Source organism: Streptomyces sp. NPDC057307, from assembly GCF_042667665.1.
Lineage (GTDB): Bacteria > Actinomycetota > Actinomycetes > Streptomycetales > Streptomycetaceae > Streptomyces.
In genome coordinates, this window is sequence record NZ_JBHUZM010000025.1 from 53,645 (window position 1) to 74,214 (window position 20,570).

The 20,570-nt window shown below is 71.2% G+C and carries 18 protein-coding genes; 13 read left to right on the top strand and 5 right to left on the bottom strand.

Annotated features, from left to right (window positions below; all coding sequences use genetic code 11):
• Positions 1–9: 9 nt before the first annotated feature.
• Entirely contained in the window at positions 10–2,052 is a 2,043-nt protein-coding gene (locus ACFUN8_RS12670; protein WP_383635060.1) for a thioredoxin domain-containing protein, read from the bottom strand.
• A 195-nt stretch (positions 2,053–2,247) separates the two neighbouring features.
• Between ACFUN8_RS12670 and ACFUN8_RS12675 the strand changes: the two genes are divergently transcribed.
• From ACFUN8_RS12675 to ACFUN8_RS12695, 5 genes are all read left to right on the top strand, one after another.
• Complete coding sequence (locus tag ACFUN8_RS12675; RefSeq protein ID WP_383635062.1) at positions 2,248–2,814, top strand: Uma2 family endonuclease; 567 nt, start codon at positions 2,248–2,250, stop codon at positions 2,812–2,814.
• A gap of 274 nt (positions 2,815–3,088) precedes the next feature.
• Complete coding sequence (locus tag ACFUN8_RS12680) at positions 3,089–4,126, top strand: SGNH/GDSL hydrolase family protein (RefSeq protein ID WP_383635064.1); 1,038 nt, start codon at positions 3,089–3,091, stop codon at positions 4,124–4,126.
• A gap of 308 nt (positions 4,127–4,434) precedes the next feature.
• A complete protein-coding gene (locus ACFUN8_RS12685; RefSeq protein ID WP_383635066.1) occupies positions 4,435–6,771 on the top strand; it encodes an iron-containing redox enzyme family protein in 2,337 nt (778 codons plus the stop codon).
• A 3-nt stretch (positions 6,772–6,774) separates the two neighbouring features.
• Entirely contained in the window at positions 6,775–8,646 is a 1,872-nt protein-coding gene (locus tag ACFUN8_RS12690; protein ID WP_383635068.1) for a carbamoyltransferase, read from the top strand.
• 70 nt (positions 8,647–8,716) lie between these two features.
• Positions 8,717–8,884 carry a hypothetical protein gene (locus tag ACFUN8_RS12695; protein WP_383635070.1) on the top strand — a complete coding sequence of 56 codons (168 nt, stop codon included), beginning with the start codon at positions 8,717–8,719 and terminating at the stop codon, positions 8,882–8,884.
• Between the two features lie 127 nt (positions 8,885–9,011).
• Here ACFUN8_RS12695 and ACFUN8_RS12700 read toward each other — a convergent pair whose 3' ends face one another.
• Positions 9,012–9,536, bottom strand: a complete 525-nt coding sequence (locus tag ACFUN8_RS12700; protein ID WP_383635110.1) for a hypothetical protein — start codon at positions 9,534–9,536, stop codon at positions 9,012–9,014.
• A 209-nt stretch (positions 9,537–9,745) separates the two neighbouring features.
• On the opposite strand from ACFUN8_RS12700, the gene ACFUN8_RS12705 reads away from it, so the two are divergent.
• The 3 genes from ACFUN8_RS12705 to ACFUN8_RS12715 all read left to right on the top strand — a co-directional run bounded on the left by ACFUN8_RS12705 (position 9,746) and on the right by ACFUN8_RS12715 (position 12,035).
• Positions 9,746–10,633: an SMI1/KNR4 family protein gene (locus tag ACFUN8_RS12705; protein ID WP_383635071.1), complete on the top strand. Its 888-nt coding sequence runs from the start codon at positions 9,746–9,748 to the stop codon at positions 10,631–10,633.
• A gap of 131 nt (positions 10,634–10,764) precedes the next feature.
• On the top strand, positions 10,765–11,427 hold the full coding sequence (locus ACFUN8_RS12710) for a ClpP family protease (RefSeq protein ID WP_383635073.1): 663 nt from the start codon (positions 10,765–10,767) through the stop codon (positions 11,425–11,427).
• Positions 11,424–12,035, top strand: a complete 612-nt coding sequence (locus ACFUN8_RS12715; RefSeq protein WP_383635075.1) for an ATP-dependent Clp protease proteolytic subunit — start codon at positions 11,424–11,426, stop codon at positions 12,033–12,035. Before ACFUN8_RS12710 ends, ACFUN8_RS12715 begins: the two co-directional genes overlap by 4 nt.
• Before the next feature lie 100 nt (positions 12,036–12,135).
• On the opposite strand, the gene ACFUN8_RS12720 is transcribed toward ACFUN8_RS12715, so the two are convergent.
• Positions 12,136–12,546, bottom strand: coding sequence for a helix-turn-helix domain-containing protein (locus tag ACFUN8_RS12720; protein WP_383635077.1), 411 nt, complete (start codon positions 12,544–12,546; stop codon positions 12,136–12,138).
• A 300-nt stretch (positions 12,547–12,846) separates the two neighbouring features.
• Here ACFUN8_RS12720 and ACFUN8_RS12725 point away from each other — a divergent pair, with 300 nt between their 5' ends.
• The 3 genes from ACFUN8_RS12725 to ACFUN8_RS12735 all read left to right on the top strand — a co-directional run bounded on the left by ACFUN8_RS12725 (position 12,847) and on the right by ACFUN8_RS12735 (position 18,068).
• Positions 12,847–16,059 (top strand): tetratricopeptide repeat protein, encoded by a 3,213-nt coding sequence (locus ACFUN8_RS12725; protein WP_383635078.1) that lies wholly within the window; start codon positions 12,847–12,849, stop codon positions 16,057–16,059.
• A 109-nt stretch (positions 16,060–16,168) separates the two neighbouring features.
• Positions 16,169–16,765 (top strand): TetR/AcrR family transcriptional regulator, encoded by a 597-nt coding sequence (locus tag ACFUN8_RS12730; protein ID WP_383635080.1) that lies wholly within the window; start codon positions 16,169–16,171, stop codon positions 16,763–16,765.
• Positions 16,766–16,871: 106 nt separating this feature from the next.
• A complete protein-coding gene (locus ACFUN8_RS12735) occupies positions 16,872–18,068 on the top strand; it encodes an MFS transporter (RefSeq protein ID WP_383635082.1) in 1,197 nt (398 codons plus the stop codon).
• Between the two features lie 123 nt (positions 18,069–18,191).
• Here the strand turns inward: ACFUN8_RS12735 and ACFUN8_RS12740 are convergent, their stop codons facing one another.
• Positions 18,192–18,431 carry a hypothetical protein gene (locus ACFUN8_RS12740; protein ID WP_383635084.1) on the bottom strand — a complete coding sequence of 80 codons (240 nt, stop codon included), beginning with the start codon at positions 18,429–18,431 and terminating at the stop codon, positions 18,192–18,194.
• Entirely contained in the window at positions 18,424–19,305 is an 882-nt protein-coding gene (mca, locus tag ACFUN8_RS12745; RefSeq protein ID WP_383635087.1) for a mycothiol conjugate amidase Mca, read from the bottom strand. The genes ACFUN8_RS12740 and mca overlap by 8 nt, the downstream gene beginning before the upstream one ends.
• A gap of 84 nt (positions 19,306–19,389) precedes the next feature.
• Between mca and ACFUN8_RS12750 the strand changes: the two genes are divergently transcribed.
• Together ACFUN8_RS12750 and greA are read left to right on the top strand one after the other, a co-directional pair.
• Complete coding sequence (locus ACFUN8_RS12750) at positions 19,390–19,800, top strand: DUF4307 domain-containing protein (RefSeq protein WP_383635090.1); 411 nt, start codon at positions 19,390–19,392, stop codon at positions 19,798–19,800.
• Positions 19,801–20,017: 217 nt separating this feature from the next.
• The gene (greA, locus tag ACFUN8_RS12755) at positions 20,018–20,515 is read left to right on the top strand and encodes a transcription elongation factor GreA (protein WP_383635093.1); all 498 of its coding nucleotides are present in this window, start codon (positions 20,018–20,020) and stop codon (positions 20,513–20,515) included.
• The last annotated feature ends 55 nt before the right edge of the window (positions 20,516–20,570 follow it).

A 20,570-nucleotide genomic window follows, 5' to 3' on the forward strand; every position in this document is an offset into this window, starting at 1 on the left:
CGTACGGTGCTACGTACGTACGGTCAACTGCCGCCCAAGTACGTCGGCCTCGGTCGTGGGGGCGGAGCAGACGAAGGCACGGCAGACGTACGCGGCGGGCCGGCCTTCGACCAGCGGGCGCCCGGCGAGCAGGGGGAACTCGGCCTCGTCGTCCGCGTGTTGGCCTTCGCCCACCGCGACGACGGCTCCGGGCGCGGTCCCCAGCAGCGCCGTACGGTGCAGCTCGGCCGTCGCCGCGTCGCCGCGCGGCCCCACCACGGCGACCTCGCGCGGCCCGTCGAGCAGCGCCTCGGCGACGGCGAGGCCCCAGCCGATGAAGCGCGGCGCCCGCGGTCCGAGCGCCTTGACGACGCCGAGAGCGCCCTCGGCCGCGGTGCGGTGGGCCTCCGAGCCGGTGTGGGCGGCGTAACTCAGGAGCGCGCCGGCCGCCGAGGTCCAGCCGGAGGGTGTGGCGTTGTCGGTCGGGTCCTGGGGCCTGCGGATCAGCGGCTCGGCGTCGTGCGCGGTGTCGTACAGCGCCCCGCCCTCGCCGACGAACTGAGCCAGGACGGTGTCGAGCAGGAAGCCGGCGAAGTCCAGCCACACACCCTCGCCGGTCACCGAGGCCAGCGCGAGGAAGCCCTCGGCGACATCGCCGTAGTCCTCCAGCACACCGGCGTTGGCGCCGACGCGGCCGTCCTTGGAGGTACGGGCCAGACGCGCCGTCTCATCCATGTGCACCCGCACCAGCAGGTCCGCGGCCTCGGTCGCGCGTTCGACGAGATCCGGCCGTTCGAAGTAGGCGCCCGTCTCGGCGAGCGCGGCGATCGCGAGGCCGTTCCAGGCGGCGACGACCTTGTCGTCCCGCTCCGGGCGCGGCCGGGTGTCCCGGGCCGCGAACAGCCGCTGCCGCACGGACTCGACCCGGGCGGCGTCCACCACCCCTTCGCCCTGCGGAAGTTGGAGGACGGACGCGCCCTTCTCGAAGGTGCCTTCCTCTGTCACGCCGTAGTAGCGGGCGGCGAACTCCGCGTCGTCCGCGCCGAGTACGTCGGTGAGCTGCTCGGGCGTCCACGCGTAGTACGCGCCCTCGACATGCCTGCCCGACCCGTCGTCACTGTCGGCGTCCAGCGCGGACGCGAACCCGCCCTCGGCGGTGCGCAGCTCACGCACCATGAAGTCGGCGGTCTCCAGCGCCACGCGGCGCGCCAGGTCGGACCCGGTGGCGCGCCACAGCCGCGCGTACGTACGGCACAGCAGCGCGTTGTCGTAGAGCATCTTCTCGAAGTGCGGGACCACCCACTCGCGGTCCACCGAGTACCGGGCGAACCCGCCGCCGAGCTGGTCGTAGATCCCGCCGCGCGCCATCGCCTCACAGGTGTCGGACGCCATCTGAAGCGCGCCCTCGGCCCCCGTACGGGCGTGGTGGCGGAGCAGGAACTCCACGACCATGCTGGCAGGGAATTTGGGCGCGCCGCCGAACCCGCCGTACTTCTCGTCGTAGTCCCGCGTCAGCCCGAGCAGCGCCTGGGCCAGCTCCTCCTCACCGGGAGGGCCCTCGCCCCCGTGCGCGAGCGACCGCCCCGCCAACTCCGCCACGATCCGCCCGGCGACCTCAGCGACCTCGTCCCGCCGCTCGGTCCAGGCGGAGTTGACGCCTTCGAGCACCTGCCGGAAGGACGGCATGCCGTTACGGGGCGCGGGCGGGAAGTACGTACCGAAGTAGAACGGCTCCCCGTCGGCATTCAGAAAGACGGTCATCGGCCACCCGCCCTGCCCCGTCGCCGCCTGCACGGCCTCCATGTAGACGGCATCGACGTCCGGCCGCTCCTCACGGTCGACCTTGACGCTGACGAAGTGTTCGTTGAGGTACGCCGCGGTCGCCTCGTTCTCGAAGGACTCGTGGGCCATGACATGGCACCAGTGGCACGCCGAGTAGCCGACCGACAACAGAACCGGCACATCGCGCCGCCGCGCCTCCGCGAAGGCTTCCGGGCCCCATGGCCACCAGTCGACCGGATTGTCAGCGTGCTGAAGCAGATACGGCGAGGTCACACCAGCCAACCGGTTCATACGCGCCAGCCTCTCACAGCGCCCGGACCGACCGGCAAAACCCTCACAGGCCCGGCTCGCTTGGCCGAATTGCCTTGTGAGCCATCACGTGGTGGGCGGCTTCTTCCCTTCCGAGTCGGGCAGCCCGGCACCTCGAAACAGTAGGCTTGGCGCAGCAGCGCCGGAACTGCCGAGGCCTCTCGAAGGAGGTACACCATGACCGCCGAGATGGTGGCGCCCGCGTGGATGCATACGCAGATCAGCGCGGAACAGTACGACTCCTGGTCCAAGGAGCAGTGCGCCGGCATCGAGATCGTGGACGGGATGGTCGTCGTGAGCCCGAGCGCCTCCAAGCGCCACAACCGGCTGGCCCGCATCCTGGCCAACGCCTTGGACGCCGCCGCGGGCCCGGACTGGAACGCGGACACGGACTTCGACGTCCGCCTGCAGGACGTTCCGCTCACAAACCGCCGTCCTGACGTCATCGTCTACCGGGCGGAGACCATCGACCTCACGCCTACCCGCCCCGAGCACGTACTCCTGGTCGTCGAGGTGGTGTCACCCGGTTCGGAGACCACGGACCGGATCGTGAAGGTGGACCAGTACGCCAAGGCCGGCATCGCCTTCTACTGGCGCGTTGAACAGGCCGCCACCGGTGTCCCGATTGTGTACACCTACGTCCTCGACCCCGCCACCAAGGCGTACAGGGACGGCGAAATGTTCACCGGCGCGATCCAGACTGCTGCGCCCTTCTCCGTCACTGTCGACCTGGGAGCCGTCTGATCGAAGAAGGCACACCACGACCGCCGGAATGGCGGCACCCGCATGGACGAACACCCGGATCCGCGCGGCACAGTAGGGGTGCGGACCGGCGAGAACTGGGGTTCAGCCGGGCGGCGGCCGCTGCTAGGGTCACCGTCAATTGCATCTGCACGTAACGGAGTTGACCACTCCGGAGCATGCCGGCACCGCTCGACCGACCTGTGTTCCAGGTGCCCGCGACCTTGCGCGGTGCGATTCTCGTGCGTGAAATGCGTGGATCTTGGGGGAGATCGAATTGAATCTTGAAGACGTCGCCCTGCAGGGCAAAGAGTACGAACGAGTCATGGCGGGCGACGGCGAGGGATTTCGCTGGCTTCCGTATCTGATGTTCCATTCCAACGCGAGTTTCGACTCACCCGTCGTCCACACCGACGCCGGCGGATTCCGGATCTCCCACGGCCCGAGCGGTCCCCGCTCCTTGATGGGTGATCTGCCCGAGGGGCCGGTGAGCGTGCTGCTCGGCGGCTCCCCGGCGTTCGGCCTCGGTGCGAGCTGTGACGAGGAGACCGTGGCCTCCCATCTCGCGGCTGGCCCCGACTCGGTGCCCTGGCTCAATCTGGCGTGCAGTGGCTTCAACTCCACCCAGGAATTGATCACGTTCCTGTTGCACCGCCATCAACTGCCCGTCATCAAGGACATCGTCGTGATGTCCGGGCTCAACAACCTGGTCCTGGCGGGACTGCCGAAGGCTGACAACGACTACGGACAGTTCTTCTACTCGGGCGAGTTCGCCCGGCGGCTGGGCCTGCCCGAGCTGGAGCAGCCCGAGTCCCTGCTGGACAAACTGGCTAAAACCGCCCGGCGGGTCACCGGGAACCCCGGCGAGCCGGAGGTGAACCGGGTTCCCGAACCCGCCGAGCGGCTGGAACTGGCGGTACGCATCATCGCCCGCGACCTGGACCGGCTGGCGGAGCTGGCCGCGCCCACCGGCGCCCGGATCCACTTCGCGCTCCAGCCCGTGTCCACCTGGACCCGCAAGCCGTACACCGCCGAGGAGCGGCAGCTTCTCCAGGAGCGCGGCGGGGTGTGGGACAAGCTGTTCTCGCTGGTCCTCGACGCGGAGGTGCACGAGGGCTACGGGCCGGCCCTGGAGGCCATGTGCAAGGAGCGCGACATCGCGTTCCTCGACCTGAACAGGTCCCTGGGTTCCGCACCCGCCGCCGACAACTGGCTATTCGTGGACTCTCTCCACCTCACCGATGAGGGCTACCGCACGGTGGCCGACGCGATGAGGTCGGATCTCGACCTCGCCGGCGCGCCCCGACGCCCCTGAGCGATCACCGGGCCTGGCCCGGAGACCGGCGTACGGCTCGTACCCGTACTCCGTACGCGTGTTCCGTACGCGCGTTTCCTTACCGGTGCTCCGTGGCCCCGCCCCGTACGCCCCGCCCGTCTTCCGTACGCCCGCGTGCCGCACGCGCGGCGGCGGTCCCGCACGGACAAGTCAGAGCAGGCTCGAACAAGGGAGTGCGTTGATGTTCCGAAAGATCGCGGATTTCTTCCGGCGCCGCCGCCGGGCGCGCAAGCGCCGCGGTGACAGCACCATCTACCCGATGTCCTGACCGGGAGCAGAGTCACACCGTGTCCTCACCCACCGCCATGTCCCCCTTGGACCACCGTGCCCTCTACACCCGGGCACTCGACCCCGAGGGCCCACTTCCACTGGGCGATGCCCGTGGGGCCCTGCGCGCCGCCCTGGCCGGCCCGGCGCCGCCCGGCCCGTCCCCGTCCCGTGTGCCGGGCACACCGGACGATCTGATCGAGCGGGCCCGGAGCTGGGCCGAGGAGCAGACGCGGCGCTTCCACGAGGTCCTCGACCCGATCGAGGGCGAGGACCGGCCGCCCGCCGTCCGCCGCGTGCTGCTCAACTGCGCCCCGCTCTGTCTGTCCGCCGGGGCCTGGCTCCAGTGGCTGTCGAGCGCCGACAACGCGGAGTCGGAGTGGGCGCTGCGCGTGCTGTCGCTGTACGCCTGCGACGTGGGCGTCGGACTGCCGGACGCCGACCGGGGGGCCTCCTACCGCGCCCTGCTGGGTCGTCACCGACTGGCCGACATCACGCCCGGGATGCGTCTCGCGGGCAGCGAGCAGCTGGAGAGCGCCGGCTTCCGGCTGCCCGGCATGCTGCTCGCCATGAGCCGGTTGCCGGAGCACTTCCTTCCGGAACTGCTCGGCGCCGACCTGTGTCTGCGGGCGGCCGGGCTGCCGCCGCCGCTCGGCGGCCTCGTGGGGCGCGAGGTGGACGGGGACGCGGCGCGGGAACTGGACCTCGGCGCCGCCCGCGCGGGCTGGGCGGAGTCCGGAGTCGACCTCTCGGGCGCAGCCGTACGCGCCCTGCTGGCCCAGCCGCCCCCGGTGGCGGGCGACCGGCCCGGGGAACGGGTGCGGCAGGGCTTCGACTGGGCGCTCGCCGAGCTGTCGTACTGGTCGGACGACCTGCTGGCCCAGCTGGCACTGGGCCGGCACCCGGACTACGACATCTGGCGTCTGATCCGCACCCGGGCCAGACCCGCGTCCGTCTACCACGCCGCGTACCAGTTGGAGGGGCGCCCGCTCGCCGACTGGTTCCAGGACCTGGAGGCCGGCCCGGGGCCGTTCCTGGACGCGCTGGCCCGCAGCCCGCTGGTCCGTCCGGGGCGGCCCGAGAGAAGTCCCCTGGTGAACGGGCTCGTCGGCGAACGGGGTCCGATGTTCCGGGTCTTCACCGAGGACGAGCTGGAGGTGCTGCGGCGGTGGATCGCCCGGCTGCCGGAGCGCGAACGGGCGCGGGCGGCGGACAGCCCCGAGGACGGTGACCGCGCGCTGCACGAGGCACGGCACGGCTGGAACCTTCCCGTCGCGCCCGGCCACCCGGCCGGGGAGACCGCCCGGACCGGTACCGGGTCTCGTACCGGGCCTCGTACCCCGCCCGGCACCCCGCCCGGCACCCCACGCGGCACCTCACCCGCCACCTCGCTCAGCACCGACGAGGCACCGGACCCGACCGCGTTCGATCCGCGCTCGCTGCGGGAGGCGTACCGGGTGCTGCTGAGCCGGCGCGACTCCCCGCGGCTGCGCCGGTTCGCGCTCGCCTACACCGAACGGTGGCTGGCCAGGTCGCGCTATCGGCTCGACCGCGTCGCGGGGCTGCCGCCGACCCTCTGGAACCGTGATTCGGGGCTCCGGGACTGGCTCGGCAGCGCCCACGACGGGCACGCGCGGCGGCTCGACGAGGCCGCGCCGGACCTGCCGTCCCGCGAGGAGCTGATCGAGTCCACCCTCCAGCTCGCCCCGCTGATCATGATCGACGGGGGCTGGCTGCGGGGGTTCACGGACTACCGGCACGCCTCGTCGCCGTACGGCCACTTCCTCTTCCGCACCTACTGGGACGAATTGGGCAACGGCGACCGGGAGTTGAACCACCCCCGCATCTACCGCGCCCTGCTCGCCGAGATGGGCGTGGACCTGCCGCCCACGGACTCCGCCGAGTTCGCCGCGTGGCCGGGCTTCGACGACGAGTCGTTCGCGACCCCGGTGTACTGGCTGTGCGTCAGCCGGTTCCCGCAGACGTTCCTGCCGGAGATCCTGGGGCTGAACCTGGCCATGGAGCTGTCCGGCGTGGGCGGCGGCTACCGCAGCGCCGCGGTGGCGTTGCGGCACTACGGATACAGCAGCCAGTTCGTGGATCTCCACAACACCATCGACAACGTGGCGACCGGCCACTCCGCGTGGGCCGTCGACGCCATCGACAGCTATCTGACCGACCTTCCGCGACTTCTCGGACCGCACCAGCAGGAGGCCGCCTGGGCGCGGCTGCGGGTGGGTTACCGATCGCTGAACCCGCCCGGGGGCCCGGCCGCCAGGCTGTACGCCGCGCTGCGCTCCGGCGGCGGGCGCGGGAGAGCCGCCCGTGTCCCCGGCACGGCCCGAGAGAACAGGTGACCCATGACCGCCGCACTCGGTATCTCCGCCTACTACCACGACAGCGCCGCGGCGCTCGTCGACTCCGGTTCCATCGTGGCCGCCGCCCAGGAGGAGCGGTTCAGCAGGCGCCGTCACGACCCGTCGTTCCCGGCGAACGCGGTCCGCTACTGCCTGACGGAGGCGGGGGCCAAACTCGACGACCTCGACCGGATCGCGTACTACGAGGACCCCGGCCTGAAGTTCCGGCGCGTGTGGTGGACCCAGGTGGGCACCGCCCCGCGCGGCTACGGCACGTTCCGCCGGGTGTTCCCCGAGTGGCTGGCGTGGAAGCGGCGGGCCACCGACACCGTCCGGGAGCAGTTGCGGGGACTGGATCTCGGGGCCGTACCCCCGGTCGTCTACTACCGCCATCACGAGTCGCACGCGGCGTCCGCGTTCCTGCCGAGCCCGTACGAGTCGGCCGCCGTGCTGTGCGTGGACGGGGTGGGCGAGTGGACCACCACCTCCCTGTGGCGCGGCGTCGAGGGGCGGGTCGAGCCGCTGGCCGAGCTGCGCTTCCCGCACTCACTGGGGCTGCTGTACTCGGCGTTCACCTACTTCTGCGGCTTCAAGGTCGACTCCGGCGAGTACAAGCTGATGGGCCTCGCTCCGTACGGGAAACCGACGTACGCGCCGCTGATCAGGGAGCGCCTGGTCGATGTGAAGCCGGATGGGTCCTTCCGGCTCGACACGCGGTACTTCGAGTTCCTGCTCGGGCAGGTCATGACGGGGCGCGCCTTCGAGAAGCTGTTCGACGGGCCGCGCCGCGAGCCGGAGTCCCCGCTCACCGAGCGGGAGTTCGACCTGGCGGCGTCGGTGCAGCAGGTGACCGAGGAGATCATGCTCGGGCTGGCCCGGACGGCGCGGGAGCGCACCGGCGAGTCCCGGCTCTGCCTGGCCGGCGGGGTGGCGCTGAACTGCGTGGCCAACGGCCGCATCGTCGAGGAGGGGATCTTCGACGAGGTCTGGGTGCAGCCCGCGGCGGGCGACGCCGGTGGCGCGCTGGGTGCGGCGATGCTGGCCGCCCCCGAGGCCGGGGGGCGGGCCCATGTGCGGGCGGGGCGTGACGCGATGCGTGGCGCGCGGCTCGGGCCCGGGTTCACCGACGACCGGATCCAGGCGTTCCTGGAGGAGGCCGGTCTGCCCCACACCCGGCTGGAGCCCGAGGAGCTGTCCAGGGAGGTCGCGGCGGAGCTGGCCGAGGGCCGGGTCGTGGGCTGGTTCCAGGACCGTATGGAGTTCGGCCCGCGTGCGCTGGGCTGCCGCTCCATCCTGGGCGACGCGCGTGATCCCGCGATGCAGTCGGCGATGAACCAGAAGATCAAATTCCGGGAGTCGTTCCGCCCGTTCGCGCCGATCGTGCTCGCCGAGGACACCGAGGAGTACTTCCAACTCCGCCAGCCCAGCCCGTACATGCTGCTGGTGGCGCGGTTGGCCGAGGCGCAGCGGCGCGGCGGTCCGGCGGCGGAGGGCAGCGGGGAGGAGGGCGGCGGGGAGGAGGGCGGCGGGGAGGAGGCGAAGGGGCTCGACCGGCTGCGGACGACCCGCTCGGCGATTCCGGCGGTCACGCATGTGGACCTCTCCGCCCGCGTCCAGACGGTGGACCGCGACGGCCACCCGGGCCTGCACCGGCTGCTCTCCGACTTCAAGGCGCTGACCGGGTGCGCGGTGCTGGTGAACACCTCGTTCAATGTCCGCGGCGAGCCGATCGTGGCGACGCCGCAGGACGCGTACCGGTGCTTCATGCGTACGAACATCGACACGCTCGCCCTGGGCGGACTGCTGCTGCGCAAGAGCGAGCAGCCGCAGTGGACGGAGAGCGGGGACTGGCGTGACGAGATCCCGCTCGACTGAGGGGTCCCGCGGCGAGAGACATCCGAGGAAGGCCGAGCACCGCTCGGGAGGACGAAGGAGGAGAGTGCCGATGTCCCGTACACGTCGCCTTGCGGCCGGTGTGCTGGCGCCCGTGGTGTACGTCCTGGTGGTCGTGCCCCTCGGGGTGGGCACCAGGTTGTTCCGTGACCCGCTGCGCCGCAGGCCGGACCGGAGTGCGGCCGGCTACTGGATCGAGACCGGGCGGCCACGGAGCTGACGCGGCCCCGTTCCCGAGTGGTCCACCCGGGTCCCCGCAGGGCGCGCCCTCGCCCCCGTGTGCGAGGGAGCGCCCTGCGGATCTCTCCGCGGGTTTCCGTGTTTCCGTGTGTCGGGGGCGGGAGCGGTCAGCAGCCGCCGCAGTTGTGGTAGGTCACGTCCCAGTGGTTGACCTCGTTGTAGTACACGTTCCCCGAGCCCGACTGCCACTTGCTGCCGCCGATGGACGTGAACGTGCCGGTGATGTAGTTGGTCAGGCAGCTCGACATGGCGAAGTCGAGCTTGTAGCCGTTCCAGTGGCTGTAGGTGCCCGAGGCGTGGCCCGTCTCCGTGCCGCCCGTGACGGTCATCGCGCAGCCGGTGGCGCCCTTGAGGGTGATCGCGCCCTGGATCGTCGCGGAGTTGACCTGGTCGAGGGAGGTACAGGTCGGGTTGTTGCGGTCCGAACAGCCGCCGCTGGAGCGGATGCCGATGCCGGCGTTGCTGAGCTGCGCGGCGGCGGTGCCGTGGCTGAGCTTGGCGAGCGCGCCGACCGGGGCCTTGGCATCGGCGGGGGCGGGGGCGGCCTGGGCCAGGGCGGGGGACGAGAAGAACGCCAGGGCGAGGGCGGCGGCGCCGATCGCGGTGCTTCTGAGGGTCTTGTTCACTGTAATTTCCTCTTCGGTGGGGGACGGTGAGGTCAACTACGCGCGTAGCATGTCCGGTTGCGCCGATCGGCACGGAATCCCCAACTCACCCTGACTGGGCGTCAGTTGAGGCTTGTGTGCGCGGCACTGCCGGTCATGCAGACAAGATTGCACATCTACGCGCGATGCGTAAGACGGAGCGGCAAGTACAACTGGCTCTCCCTACACTCGCGACCATGACGACGATCGACGACCTGGTCCGCCTCGTACCACCGCCCATCGAGCCGGTGGACGCGGCCGGGGACTGGGGGCGGGTCGAGGCCGCGCTGGAGCGTGAACTGCCCGCCGACTTCAAGGCACTTGTCGGTCGCTACGGCCGTGGCCAGTTCGCCGACTTCATCTCACCCCTGCACCCCTTCGGCACGCCCGACCTGCTGATACCCATGGCTCGGCGGCTGCTGGAGCAGGAGGGCCCGTTCCGCGACGCGTACCCCGAGCGGTGCCCGTACTCCTTCTACCCCGAGCCGGGCGGACTGCTGCCGTGGGCCGGGACGGACAACGGGGACAGGCTGTGCTGGCTGACGGCCGGGGAGCCGGACAGCTGGACGGTGGTCGCGTGGAATCCCCGGGGCTGGTACCACTCCGCCCACGAGCAGGGCGCGGTGGGGTTCCTGCACGGGTGGCTGACCGGCCGTATCCACACCCCGGTCTTCGGCGGGCCGGTGGAGCCCACGCCCTGGTTCGATCCGTTCCGCGAACGCGTCCATGTCTATGTCCGGCTGTCCGAGGGGGAGTTGCCGTACGCCGAGCGGCTGCGCGTCCTGCGCGACGCGCTCGCGCCGACGGCCGACCGCGGCTCGTTCAACGAGGCGGCGGAGGAGGACGGCGGCGACGACGACGACATGGACGAGGACGGGGCGCGGCAGGATCACTTCGCCGCGACGGATCTCGACTGGCGGCTGACCTACGAGACCGCGTACGGCCACCAGATCCGTATCGCGTACCCGCCCGGCGACGGAAGGCGCGCACGGGACGCGCTGTTCGACGCGGCGCGGCGCATGGGCTGCGAGGTCCTGTCGACGTCCGCGGACCGGGGCGGTCCGCGGCCGGACGGCTGGGAGTAGCGACGCTCTGCCGGCAGGAGATCTCCGCAGGGCAGAATTCCTCGCTTCCGTCGGCGCCCGGTCCGCAGGGTGGAGGGACCGGCCGAGGTGGGTGAGTGCTCGCCGTCGGGGGCCGGGTGATGGAGGAAGACATGCTCTCGACCGTTCCACGGGGCGCGGCGGAGGCCGGTGCGGGGCCGTTCGACGACCAGATCGCCGGGCGCCTGCAGCACGGCAGGATCCTGGTGCTCGGTGAACAGGTGGACGACGCGATCGCCAACCGGATCTGCGCCCAGTTGCTGCTCCTGTCGCAGGAGGACCCCAAGAGCGACATCGTCCTGATCGTGAACAGCCCGGGTGGTTCCGTCCTCGCCGGGATGGCCATCTACGACACCATGCGGTTCATCCCGAACGACGTCGCGACGCTGGCGATGGGATTCGCCGCCAGCATGGGCCAGTTCCTGCTCTGCGCGGGGACGGCCGGCAAGCGCTACGCCCTGCCGAACGCGCGGATCATGATGCACCAGCCGTCCGGCGGGATCGGCGGGACGGCGGCCGACATCGCCGTACAGGCCGAGAATCTCGCGTACACCAAGCTGACCATGCAGAAGCTGATCGCGGAGCACTGCGGGCAGAGTCTGGAGACGGTCGCGGCCGACCAGCGGCGGGACCGGTGGTTCACGGCGGAGCAGGCGAAGGAGTACGGGTTCGTGGACCGGGTCGTACGGAGCGCGGGCGAGCTGGGCGGCGACACGGCGAGCGGCCTCGGCTTCGGGTTCGGCTTCGGCGCTGCGCGGAAGGGGGCGGCGGCATGAGCGGGCAGTACACCGTCCCCGTCGTCGTCGAGCGGACTCCGAACGGCGAACGCTCCTACGACGTCTTCAGCCGGCTGCTCTCCGAGCGGATCATCTTCCTCGGTACGTCGATCGACGACGGCGTCGCGAACGTGATCATGGCGCAGATGCTCCATCTCGACCACGAGAGCAGCGAGCTGGACATCCATCTCTACATCAACTCCCCCGGCGGCGCGGCCACCGGGCTGACCGCGATCTACGACACGATGCAGTTCGTCCGGGCGGACGTCGCGACCGTCTGTCTCGGCCAGGCGGGCTCCGGCGCCGCCGTACTCCTCGCGGCGGGTGCGCCCGGCAAGCGGACGGCACTCCAGCACTCACGGGTGCTGCTGCACCAGCCGTCCACCCAGGGTCAGGGCGAGGCGGCGGACCTGGAGATCCAGGCGGCGGAGGTGCTGCGGACGCGGGCCGAGATCGAGGACATCCTGGCGCACCACACGGGTCAGAGCGTGGAGCGGCTGCGGGAGGACACCGACCGGGACAAGTACTTCACGGCGGCGCAGGCGAAGGAGTACGGCCTGGTGGACGGCGTGATCACGACCCGCGAACTGGCGGAACGCGGGCGCTGAGCCGACGGTCGGCAGATCGGCGGGTCGACGCGTCGGCCGGTCGACGTACGGTGCGGGGCCCGGCACGGGGGTGCGGACCCCGTACCGTACGCGCGGACTCTCAGGCGGCGAGCAGCGTCAGCGTGGCCTGTCCGCCCCGGCGCCCGGCGTCGCGGCGCGGCTGTCCCCAGTTCGCCGTGCCCGGCGCCCTGGCCGTCACGGAGACCGTCACCGTCGTCGTCGACGTCAGGTCGATGTGCAACGCGCCCACCAGGTCGACGAGTTGCAGCCCGAGCGCCCGGCAGACGGCCGCCAGCACCTCGGACGACGGCTCCTTGCGCCCGCGCTCGATCTCCGACAGATACGGCAGCGAGACCTGCGCCCGGTCGGCGACGTCCCGCAGCGTCCGCCCCTGCCGCAGCCGTGCCCGCCGCAGCGCGGCCCCCACGAGATCGCGCATCAGCGGCTCATCGGCCTTGCTGTCCCGGCCGGGGCCCGGACCGGGAACGGCACGCAGAACGCCTTCACCCATGATTCCTCCGTAGCTGTGGAACGGCACCGGCACCCGGCGTCCCGAGCGTAAGCCGCGGCCCCTCCCCCGGGCCACGCGGCGGACCACCGACCTGCCCCTTTCCGCCGCGGGCGTAACGAAGGCCCCGGGCGGGCAAGACGTACGGGCACACGTACGCATCAGTTCGCGCGCAGGCGCCCGGCGCGGAGCGGCGACATCGGCCGCCGCGGGCCCGGCAGGCCGCCTCGCGCTCGCGCGCCCCACGCAGCACACTGGCGCGGGGCACGCCGAAGCACCGGATGCTCTCGGAGGGGGATGCATATGCGGGACAGCCATCGGGGCGAGGCCGAGAGGTTGTTGGTACGCGCCGTCGAGGAGGAGGTGCGGCGTTCGGGCGGGCGGATCGACGGGAATGTCCTTCTGGCGCGCGGGCGGGGCGCGTTGGAGGCCGTCGCGGAGTCCGCCAAGGACGAGTACGCGCTGTACGAGGCGGCGCTCGACCGGGCCGCCGCCGAACGGCGGACCCTGGGCGAGCGGCTGGGCGGCGGCGCGCTGCGAACGCCCCTGCTGGTGGCGGGCGTTGCCGCCGCCTCCGCCGTCGCCGCCGATGTCGGGCTCGGCACCGGTACCGGCACGGCCGTCGGCACGGGTGTGATCGTCGCGGTCGTCGGTACGGCGACGGGCGTCGCCAAGGTGGCCTCGGCGGGACGCCCGGGCGGCCGTGCCGGGGCGGCGGGGCAGGCGCGGGACGTCGAGCAGTTGCGGCTTCAGTGGCTGACGGCGCTGGAGGTACGCGGCATCCGCCCGTATCTGGACCAGCAGCGCGTCCTGACCCAGGCGACCCGGCGTACGACCAAGAAACCCACCGTCGCACCGCAGTTGCGCGGATCCGACCGCAGCGCCGCCGCGCGCAGGCGCAGCGTGCTTGAGCAGTCCTTCGGTCATCTCCCCTCGTCCGACGGCCCGTTCGCGGGCCGGCGCGAGGCGATCGGGCAGATCGCGCGCTGGGTGCACGCGGCCCGCGCGTCGACGGAGACCAGGCCGACGGTCGTCGTGCTGTACGGCGTGCCGGGCTCCGGCCGGACCACGCTGGCCGTGCGGGCGGCGCACCAGCTCAAGGACCAGTTCCGCGGGGCGTGCGTCGTGGACCTGCGGGGCGGCGACGCGGGCGAGGCGCCGCTGTCGACCCGGGACGCGCTGCTGCATCTGCTGAACCGGCTCGGCGCGCCCCGCGAGCAACTGCTGTTCCGTGAGCGGTCGTCGGCCGAGCAGCAGGTACGGCGGCTGAGCGAGCTGTACCACCAGCATCTGACCGGTCTGCCGGTCACCATCGTGCTCGACGACGCCTCCGACGCGGAGCAGATAGCCACCCTGATCCCCGAACGCTCCGACAGCCTGGTGCTGGTGACGACGCGTCAGCCCGTCGAGCTGGCACCGGACACCCCGGCGTGGGTGCACCAGCTGCCGGTGGAGGCGCTGGACGGCGCCGGCTGCGAGGAGTTGCTGCGGGCCGCCGGCGAGGAGCCGGTGGGCGGGCCGTACGACGCGCAGACCATCGACAGGATCGGCGAGCTGTGCGGCGGTCTGCCGCTGGCGCTGCGTATCGCGGGCTCGTCGCTCGGTTCGCGTACGTCGCCGCAGCTGGCCACGGACCTGGAGGCGTACGGCCCGGTCGACCCGGCCGAGCGCGCGATGTGGCTGCGCTACACCGACCAGAGCGAGCCGGCGCGCAGGCTGCTGCGGCGTCTCGCGCTGGCCGGGCGCGCCTCGCTCGGCGCCGCTGCCGCCGCCTCGCTGCTGGCGACGGACGAGCAGGAGGCCGGGCGGCTGCTGACCGTGCTCTCGCGCGCGGGCCTGATCGACCATGTTCGCGCGAGCCGCTACCGACTCCACGACGTCGTAAGGAACTTCGCGCTCGCCCGGCTGCTGGACGAGGAGGAGGCCGCCGACCGTACGGCCGCGCAGGAGCGGCTGATCCAGAACTACTCGGAGCTGGCCGACTCCGTGATCCGGCTGGTCGACGGCAAGACGTCCACGCGCGCCGACCAGTTCGGCGGGCACGGTTTCTCCTCGCTGGACGCCGCGCTGCGCTGGCTGGACGACGAGTCGAGCTTCATCACCGCCGCGCTGCGGCACGCGGAGGGTGTCGACCAGGCGGCCGTGCTGAGCCTGCTGGGCGCGCTCTGCGACTACTGCCTGCTGCGCGGGGACCTCTACCGGCTCGGTGAGATCAGCGAGTTGACGCAGGCGGTCGACCAGGGACTGCTGGCCCGCTCGGTGCAGTGGCGTACGGGTATCGCGGCCCGGCAGCTCGGTGAGCTGGACAAGGCCAAGACGACCCTGACGTCCGTGGTCGACCTCTACCGCGAGGCGCACCACGACGCGGGCGTCGCCCGCGCGCTCTGCTCGCTGGGCATCACGCTGCACCACCAGGGCAATCTCACCGAGGCGTCGGCGAAGCTGCGCGAGGCGCTGGACCTCCAGGCCCCGGCGGAACTCGGCACCGACCGCGCCTGGACGCTGCACGCGCTGGCGGCCGTCGAGCGCGACCGGGCGAATCTCACCGAGGCGGTCGCGCTGCTGGCGACGGCGCTCGTCCTGCACCGTGAGGGCGAGTCGCTGCACGGCGAGGCGTGGACGCATTTCCAGCTCGGCCAGGTCTGTCTGCGGCTGGGCGATGTCCCGCGCGCCGAGCGGGAGTTGGGGCAGGCGATGGATCTGTACGGGCGCACCCGCGACGGCCGCGGGGAGGCTTGGGCGCTGACCCAGTTGGCGCGCGCCCGGCTGGTCGACGGTGAACCGGAGTCGGCGGCCGACCAGTTCCGCCAGGCCCTGGCCAGGCACCGGGACAACGAGGACGCGCGCGGCGAGGCGTGGACCCTGTACTACCTGGGCCAGGCGCTGGAGGAGTGCGGGGACGCCGCTCAGGCCGTACGCGAACTGGAGCGGGCGCGCTCGATGTTCTCCCGGATGCGCGACGTGTACGGACTGGCCTGCGCCCGGCACCACTCGGGCCGGGTCACCCGCGACCAGCGGGCCGCCCAGACCGGCAATCTCCGCAACTCGGGCTTCGCGCGGCAGTTGCTCGTCGACGCCCGCGCGGACTTCCGCCGGATCGGCGTCGCGCACGGCGAGGCCTGGACCTGTCTGGAGCTGGCGATCATCGACGCGGGCAACAGCAAGGCGGCCCAGGCACTGGTCCTGTGCGACGAGGCGACGGCGCTGTTCACCTCGTACGGCGACGATCGCGGCGCCGACTGGGCCCGCTTCCTGCGCTGCACACTGCTGCCGTACGGCTCGGCGGGCGGTGTCGAGGTCGGGTCCGTGGTGGCGGAGCAGGAGCTGGCCGAGCTGACGGCCGCGCGGCACCCGTCGCGCGACGGCAAGGTGGAGGAGTGTGCGGAGACGTTCGCGGTGATGCTGGAGCGCGGCGTCGCGCTGGAGGACGGCTGGCAGGCGTGGCGTCTCGGGATGGTGCCGAACCGGCACGCGCGCGAGGTGATGGGCGTCCCGGTGGAGGCGGTCGGCGCCTGAGCCCCGCGGCCGGGCCGCGGGCACAGCCATGGTCGTGGGTGTGGGCGCGGGCGTGGGTGTGGGCGTGGTTATGGACCGTACGTTACACAACATGCTACGGTCCCTGACCATGGCCCGACCGAGGACTTTCGACGAGGAACGGGCCCTGGACGCGGCGATGCGCGCCTTCTGGGCGAACGGCTACGAGGCCACTTCGACCCAGGACCTCTGCGATGTCACCGGCCTGGGCCGCAGCAGCATCTACAACACCTTCAGCAGCAAACAGGACCTGTTCCGGCGGACCCTGGCCCGCTACATCGAGACCACGACGTCGAATCAGCTCGCCATCCTGGACGACCCGGAGCGGCCGGCCGTGGAGCGTCTGCGCGCGCTGTTCGCGTCGATCGTCGACGCCGAGTTCGAGAACCGCGGGGACGGCCGCAGTCTGGGCTGTCTCACCGTCAACACCACCGTCGAACTAGCCGGGCGCGACGAGGAGTCGGACCGGATGCTGGAGCGGGACACCGGTCGCCGGCTGGCCTCGCTGCGGGCCGCGATCGAGGACGGACAGCGCGCCGGTGACCTCACCTCCACCCGGGACGCGGGCTCGCTCGCCCGTTTCCTGGTGGCCGTGATCGGCGGGATGCGGGTGTCGGCGCAGGGCGGCGCCGACCGGCCCACGCTGGAGTCGATCGCCGGCACCGCGATGGACGCGCTCACGCACTGACCCACCACCCCTGGCCCACCATCCCTGAGCCACCACCCGGCCCCCGGGCCGTCGAGTCATGCCCATATTTTGTACTGACCGATCTAAAAAAAGAAACGGACGGCTCATGCCTCGTACCGTGTATCTCCTGGCCCTGGGCATCTTCGCCATGGTCACCAGCGAATTCGTCGTCGCCGGACTGATGCCCCAGATGGCCGACGGCCTCGACGCCACCATCCCGCAGATCGGCTACCTCATCACCGCCTTCGCCGCGGGCATGGCCGTCGGCGGCCCCTTCCTCACCGTCGCCGTGCTGAGGATGCGTCAGAAAGCCGCGCTGCTCGTGCTGTTCGGCATCTTCCTGGCCGGCAACGTACTGGCCGCCACCGCCACCTCGTACGCCGTCATGCTGGCCGCCCGTGTCGGGACGGGCATCGCCTCGCAGGCTTTCTTCGGCGTCGCCGTCTCGCTCTGCGTCCAGCTCGCCCGCCCGGAGATCCGCGGCCGCGCCATCGCCGTCGCCATGAACGGCCTGATGCTCGGCACGCTCCTCGGCCTGCCGCTGTCCACCTTCATCGGCGAACGGCTGGGCTGGCGCGCGGCGTTCTGGGCCATCACGGTCCTGACCGTGCTCGCCGCGCTCGCCTCACTCGTCGGGATACCGCGCCTGGAGCGCGCCGAGACCGGCGGGCTCCGCCAGGAGCTGGGTGCCTTCCGCAGCGGCAGGCTGTGGCTGGCCTTCGCCACCAGCACCCTGATCATCGGCGCCACCTTCGCGGCGTTCAGCTATCTCAACCCGATCCTCACCGAGATCACGGGCTTCGGCAGCGGGACCGTACCGCTGCTGCTCATCGCGTACGGCGCCGCCACCGTCATCGGCAACACGGTCGTGGGGCGGCTCGCCGACCGGCACACGGTCACGGTCCTGCTCACCGGGCTCGCCCTCAACCTGGCATTCCTCGGCGGCTTCGCGCTGCTGGCCCAACTGCCCGTGGCCGCCGTGCTGTTCATGCTCGGCATCGGCTTCGTCGGCGTCACCATGAATCCCGCGATGATCACGCGGGTGCAGCGCGCGGGCAATGCCAGGCCGCTGGTGAACACCGTCCACTCGTCCTTCATCACGCTGGGCATCGTCATCGCCACGTCCGCCGGGGGCCCGGTCATCGACGCGTACGGGCTGCGCGGCCCGCTGTGGCTCGGCGCGGTCCTGGCGGCGCTCGGCATCCTCACGCTGATCCCGGATCTCCTGCGCCGCGCCCACCCGGCGCGGCCGGTGTCCGCCCCCGGGACCACCCTCGTCAGGGAAGCCGAACACTCCCGCTGACCACACGCCCCGAAGGGCGGCCGGCGGGAGCACGAAGGCGGGTGGGACAGAGGCGCCCACCGCGAGGGCGCGCGCCGCGGAAGCGCGTACGCCTTGCGAAGTTACGCCTTGCGAAGTTACGCCTTACGTCGTCCGCCGGTCGCCCACCGACGCCACGGGCGTCTGCGCCTCGTCCGCCGGCTTCTCCTCGAAGTCGACCTTGCCCATGTGCCGGTTCATCGACTTCATCAGGAGCCACACGGCGCCCGCCATCACGGCGAAGACGATGAAGCCGAGCACGCCGGGCGTCACCTTGTTCTCGTCCAGCTCCTTCGCGAGCGGGACGAGCTGCGTCACTGCCTGGGTCGCATACATATCAGGCATTGTCGCGGATGCCCGCGAAGAGGTCGTCCTCGGGGAGGGAGGTATCGACGAGCGACTTCACCAGCTCGTACTCCTCCGTCGGCCAGACCTCCCGCTGGATGTCCATCGGAACGCGGAACCAGCCGCCGTCGGGGTCGATCTGCGTGGCGTGCGCGATGAGCGCCTTGTCACGGATCTCGTAGAAGTCGGCGCACGGCACATGCGTGGTCAGCGTCCGCTCCTCGCGCCCGAACTCCTTCCAGCGCTCCAGCCACTCCGCGTACGGGGACTCCAGACCGCGCGCCAGCAGGGCCTCGTGCAGCGCGACCGTACGGGGACGGTTGAAGCCCTGGTTGAAGTACAGCTTCCGCGGCTGCCACACCGGCCCGAACTCGGCCTCGGGGTACTTCTCGGCGTCGGCCGCCGACTCGAAGGCCACCATCGAGATCTTGTGGGTCATGATGTGGTCGGGGTGCGGATAGCCGCCGTTCTCGTCGTACGTCGTGATGACCTGCGGCCGCTGCTCGCGGATCATCCGCACGAGCCGGCCGGCCGCCTCGTCGATGTCCTCCAGGGCGAAGCAGCCCTCGGGGAGCGGCGGCAGCGGGTCGCCCTCGGGCAGCCCCGAGTCCACGTAACCGAGCCACGCCTGCCGGATGCCGAGGATCTCCCGGGCCTCGTCCATCTCCTTCTTGCGCACCTCGTGGATGTGCTCCTCGATATAGGTGTCCCCCTGGAGCTTGGGGTTGAGGATGGAGCCGCGCTCGCCTCCTGTGCAGGTCACGACCAGCACGTCCACCCCCTCGGATACGTACTTGGCCATGGTGGCCGCGCCCTTGCTCGACTCGTCGTCGGGGTGGGCGTGCACGGCCATCAAACGCAGCTGGTCAGTCAAGACTCGGTCCTCAGTGATATGTCGCATCGGGCGGCTTCTATAGTGACGGAATCGAGGGACGGAAAATTCCGGAGAGGAATGATCATGACGGCGGTACACCCACCGGTCCTGCCCGAGGGCCGTTACGGCCGCTCGTCGGACGAGCGTGCGGACCGCAAGCTCAAGATCGTCGGCTCGGTGCTCGGCGTCGGCCTGCTCGCGCTCGTCGGGTGGTTCGGTTACGACTATGTGGCAGGCCAGAGTGTCTCGGGCGAGCTCATCAAATTCAAGCGGGTATCGGCCACCGCCGTCGAGGTCCATCTCGAGGTCCGCAAGGACAAGGACGCGGCCGGTACGTGCACGCTCCGTTCCCGCTCCGAGGACGGCGCCGAGGTGGGCCGCAAGGACGTCCGCTTCGACGGTGCCGAGACACGGATCGACCGGGTCGTGACGGTCCGTACGACCGCGAGCGCGACGAGCGCGGAGCTGGTCGGCTGTACGGCCGACGGCAGCTGACAGGCGTGGTCCCTGTCGGTCCATGCCTGATCCGGGTCTGACCCTCCCCGGCTTCCCTCCCGGTTCACGTCGCTGACCTGCGACGATGTAATTCTGATGCCTTTCGTCCTGCCCTGACGCCACGGAATTGTTAGGCTCGTGGTTTCGCCCACCCAAGAAGGCACATCCTTCTGAGTAGGGCGTTGCTTTGTATTCCCAGTACCTACGAGGAGCACCTGTGACCCAGACCAGCGAGAACGTCACCTGGCTCACCCAGGCGTCGTACAACCAGCTCAAGGCCGAGCTGGACTACCTGTCTGGTGCCGCGCGCGTCGAGATCGCCCAGAAGATCGAGGCTGCCCGCGAGGAGGGGGACCTGAAGGAGAACGGCGGGTACCACGCGGCCAAGGAGGAGCAGGGCAAGCAGGAGCTGCGGGTGCGCCAGCTGACCCAGCTCCTGCAGAACGCCAAGGTGGGCGAGGCTCCGGCCGACAACGGGATCGTCGAGCCGGGCATGGTCGTGACGATCGCGTTCGACGGCGACGCGGACGACACCCTCACGTTCCTCATGGCCTCCCGCGAGTACGCGAGCACCGACATCGAGACGTACTCACCGCAGTCGCCGCTCGGCACGGGTGTGAACGGCAAGAAGGTCGGCGAGAACGCGGAGTACGAGATGCCGAACGGCAAGAAGGCCTCGGTGAAGATCCTGGCCGCCAAGCCGTACCAGGGCTGAGCGGGCCCCGGTCCTGTCCGTCCTCGAAGCGCCGGGCGGGCTGCGTGCAGCAGCC

What these genes read in the sequence shown, in the direction of transcription:
- ACFUN8_RS12670 (WP_383635060.1), bottom strand. Translation starts at nt 2,052, where the DNA reads ATGAACCGGTTGGCTGGTGTGACCTCGCCGTATCTGCTTCAGCACGCT.
- ACFUN8_RS12675 (WP_383635062.1), top strand. Translation starts at nt 2,248, where the DNA reads ATGACCGCCGAGATGGTGGCGCCCGCGTGGATGCATACGCAGATCAGC.
- ACFUN8_RS12690 (WP_383635068.1), top strand. Translation starts at nt 6,775, where the DNA reads ATGACCGCCGCACTCGGTATCTCCGCCTACTACCACGACAGCGCCGCG.
- ACFUN8_RS12695 (WP_383635070.1), top strand. Translation starts at nt 8,717, where the DNA reads ATGTCCCGTACACGTCGCCTTGCGGCCGGTGTGCTGGCGCCCGTGGTG.
- ACFUN8_RS12705 (WP_383635071.1), top strand. Translation starts at nt 9,746, where the DNA reads ATGACGACGATCGACGACCTGGTCCGCCTCGTACCACCGCCCATCGAG.
- ACFUN8_RS12710 (WP_383635073.1), top strand. Translation starts at nt 10,765, where the DNA reads ATGCTCTCGACCGTTCCACGGGGCGCGGCGGAGGCCGGTGCGGGGCCG.
- ACFUN8_RS12715 (WP_383635075.1), top strand. Translation starts at nt 11,424, where the DNA reads ATGAGCGGGCAGTACACCGTCCCCGTCGTCGTCGAGCGGACTCCGAAC.
- ACFUN8_RS12720 (WP_383635077.1), bottom strand. Translation starts at nt 12,546, where the DNA reads ATGGGTGAAGGCGTTCTGCGTGCCGTTCCCGGTCCGGGCCCCGGCCGG.
- ACFUN8_RS12725 (WP_383635078.1), top strand. Translation starts at nt 12,847, where the DNA reads ATGCGGGACAGCCATCGGGGCGAGGCCGAGAGGTTGTTGGTACGCGCC.
- ACFUN8_RS12730 (WP_383635080.1), top strand. Translation starts at nt 16,169, where the DNA reads ATGGCCCGACCGAGGACTTTCGACGAGGAACGGGCCCTGGACGCGGCG.
- ACFUN8_RS12735 (WP_383635082.1), top strand. Translation starts at nt 16,872, where the DNA reads ATGCCTCGTACCGTGTATCTCCTGGCCCTGGGCATCTTCGCCATGGTC.
- ACFUN8_RS12740 (WP_383635084.1), bottom strand. Translation starts at nt 18,431, where the DNA reads ATGCCTGATATGTATGCGACCCAGGCAGTGACGCAGCTCGTCCCGCTC.
- ACFUN8_RS12750 (WP_383635090.1), top strand. Translation starts at nt 19,390, where the DNA reads ATGACGGCGGTACACCCACCGGTCCTGCCCGAGGGCCGTTACGGCCGC.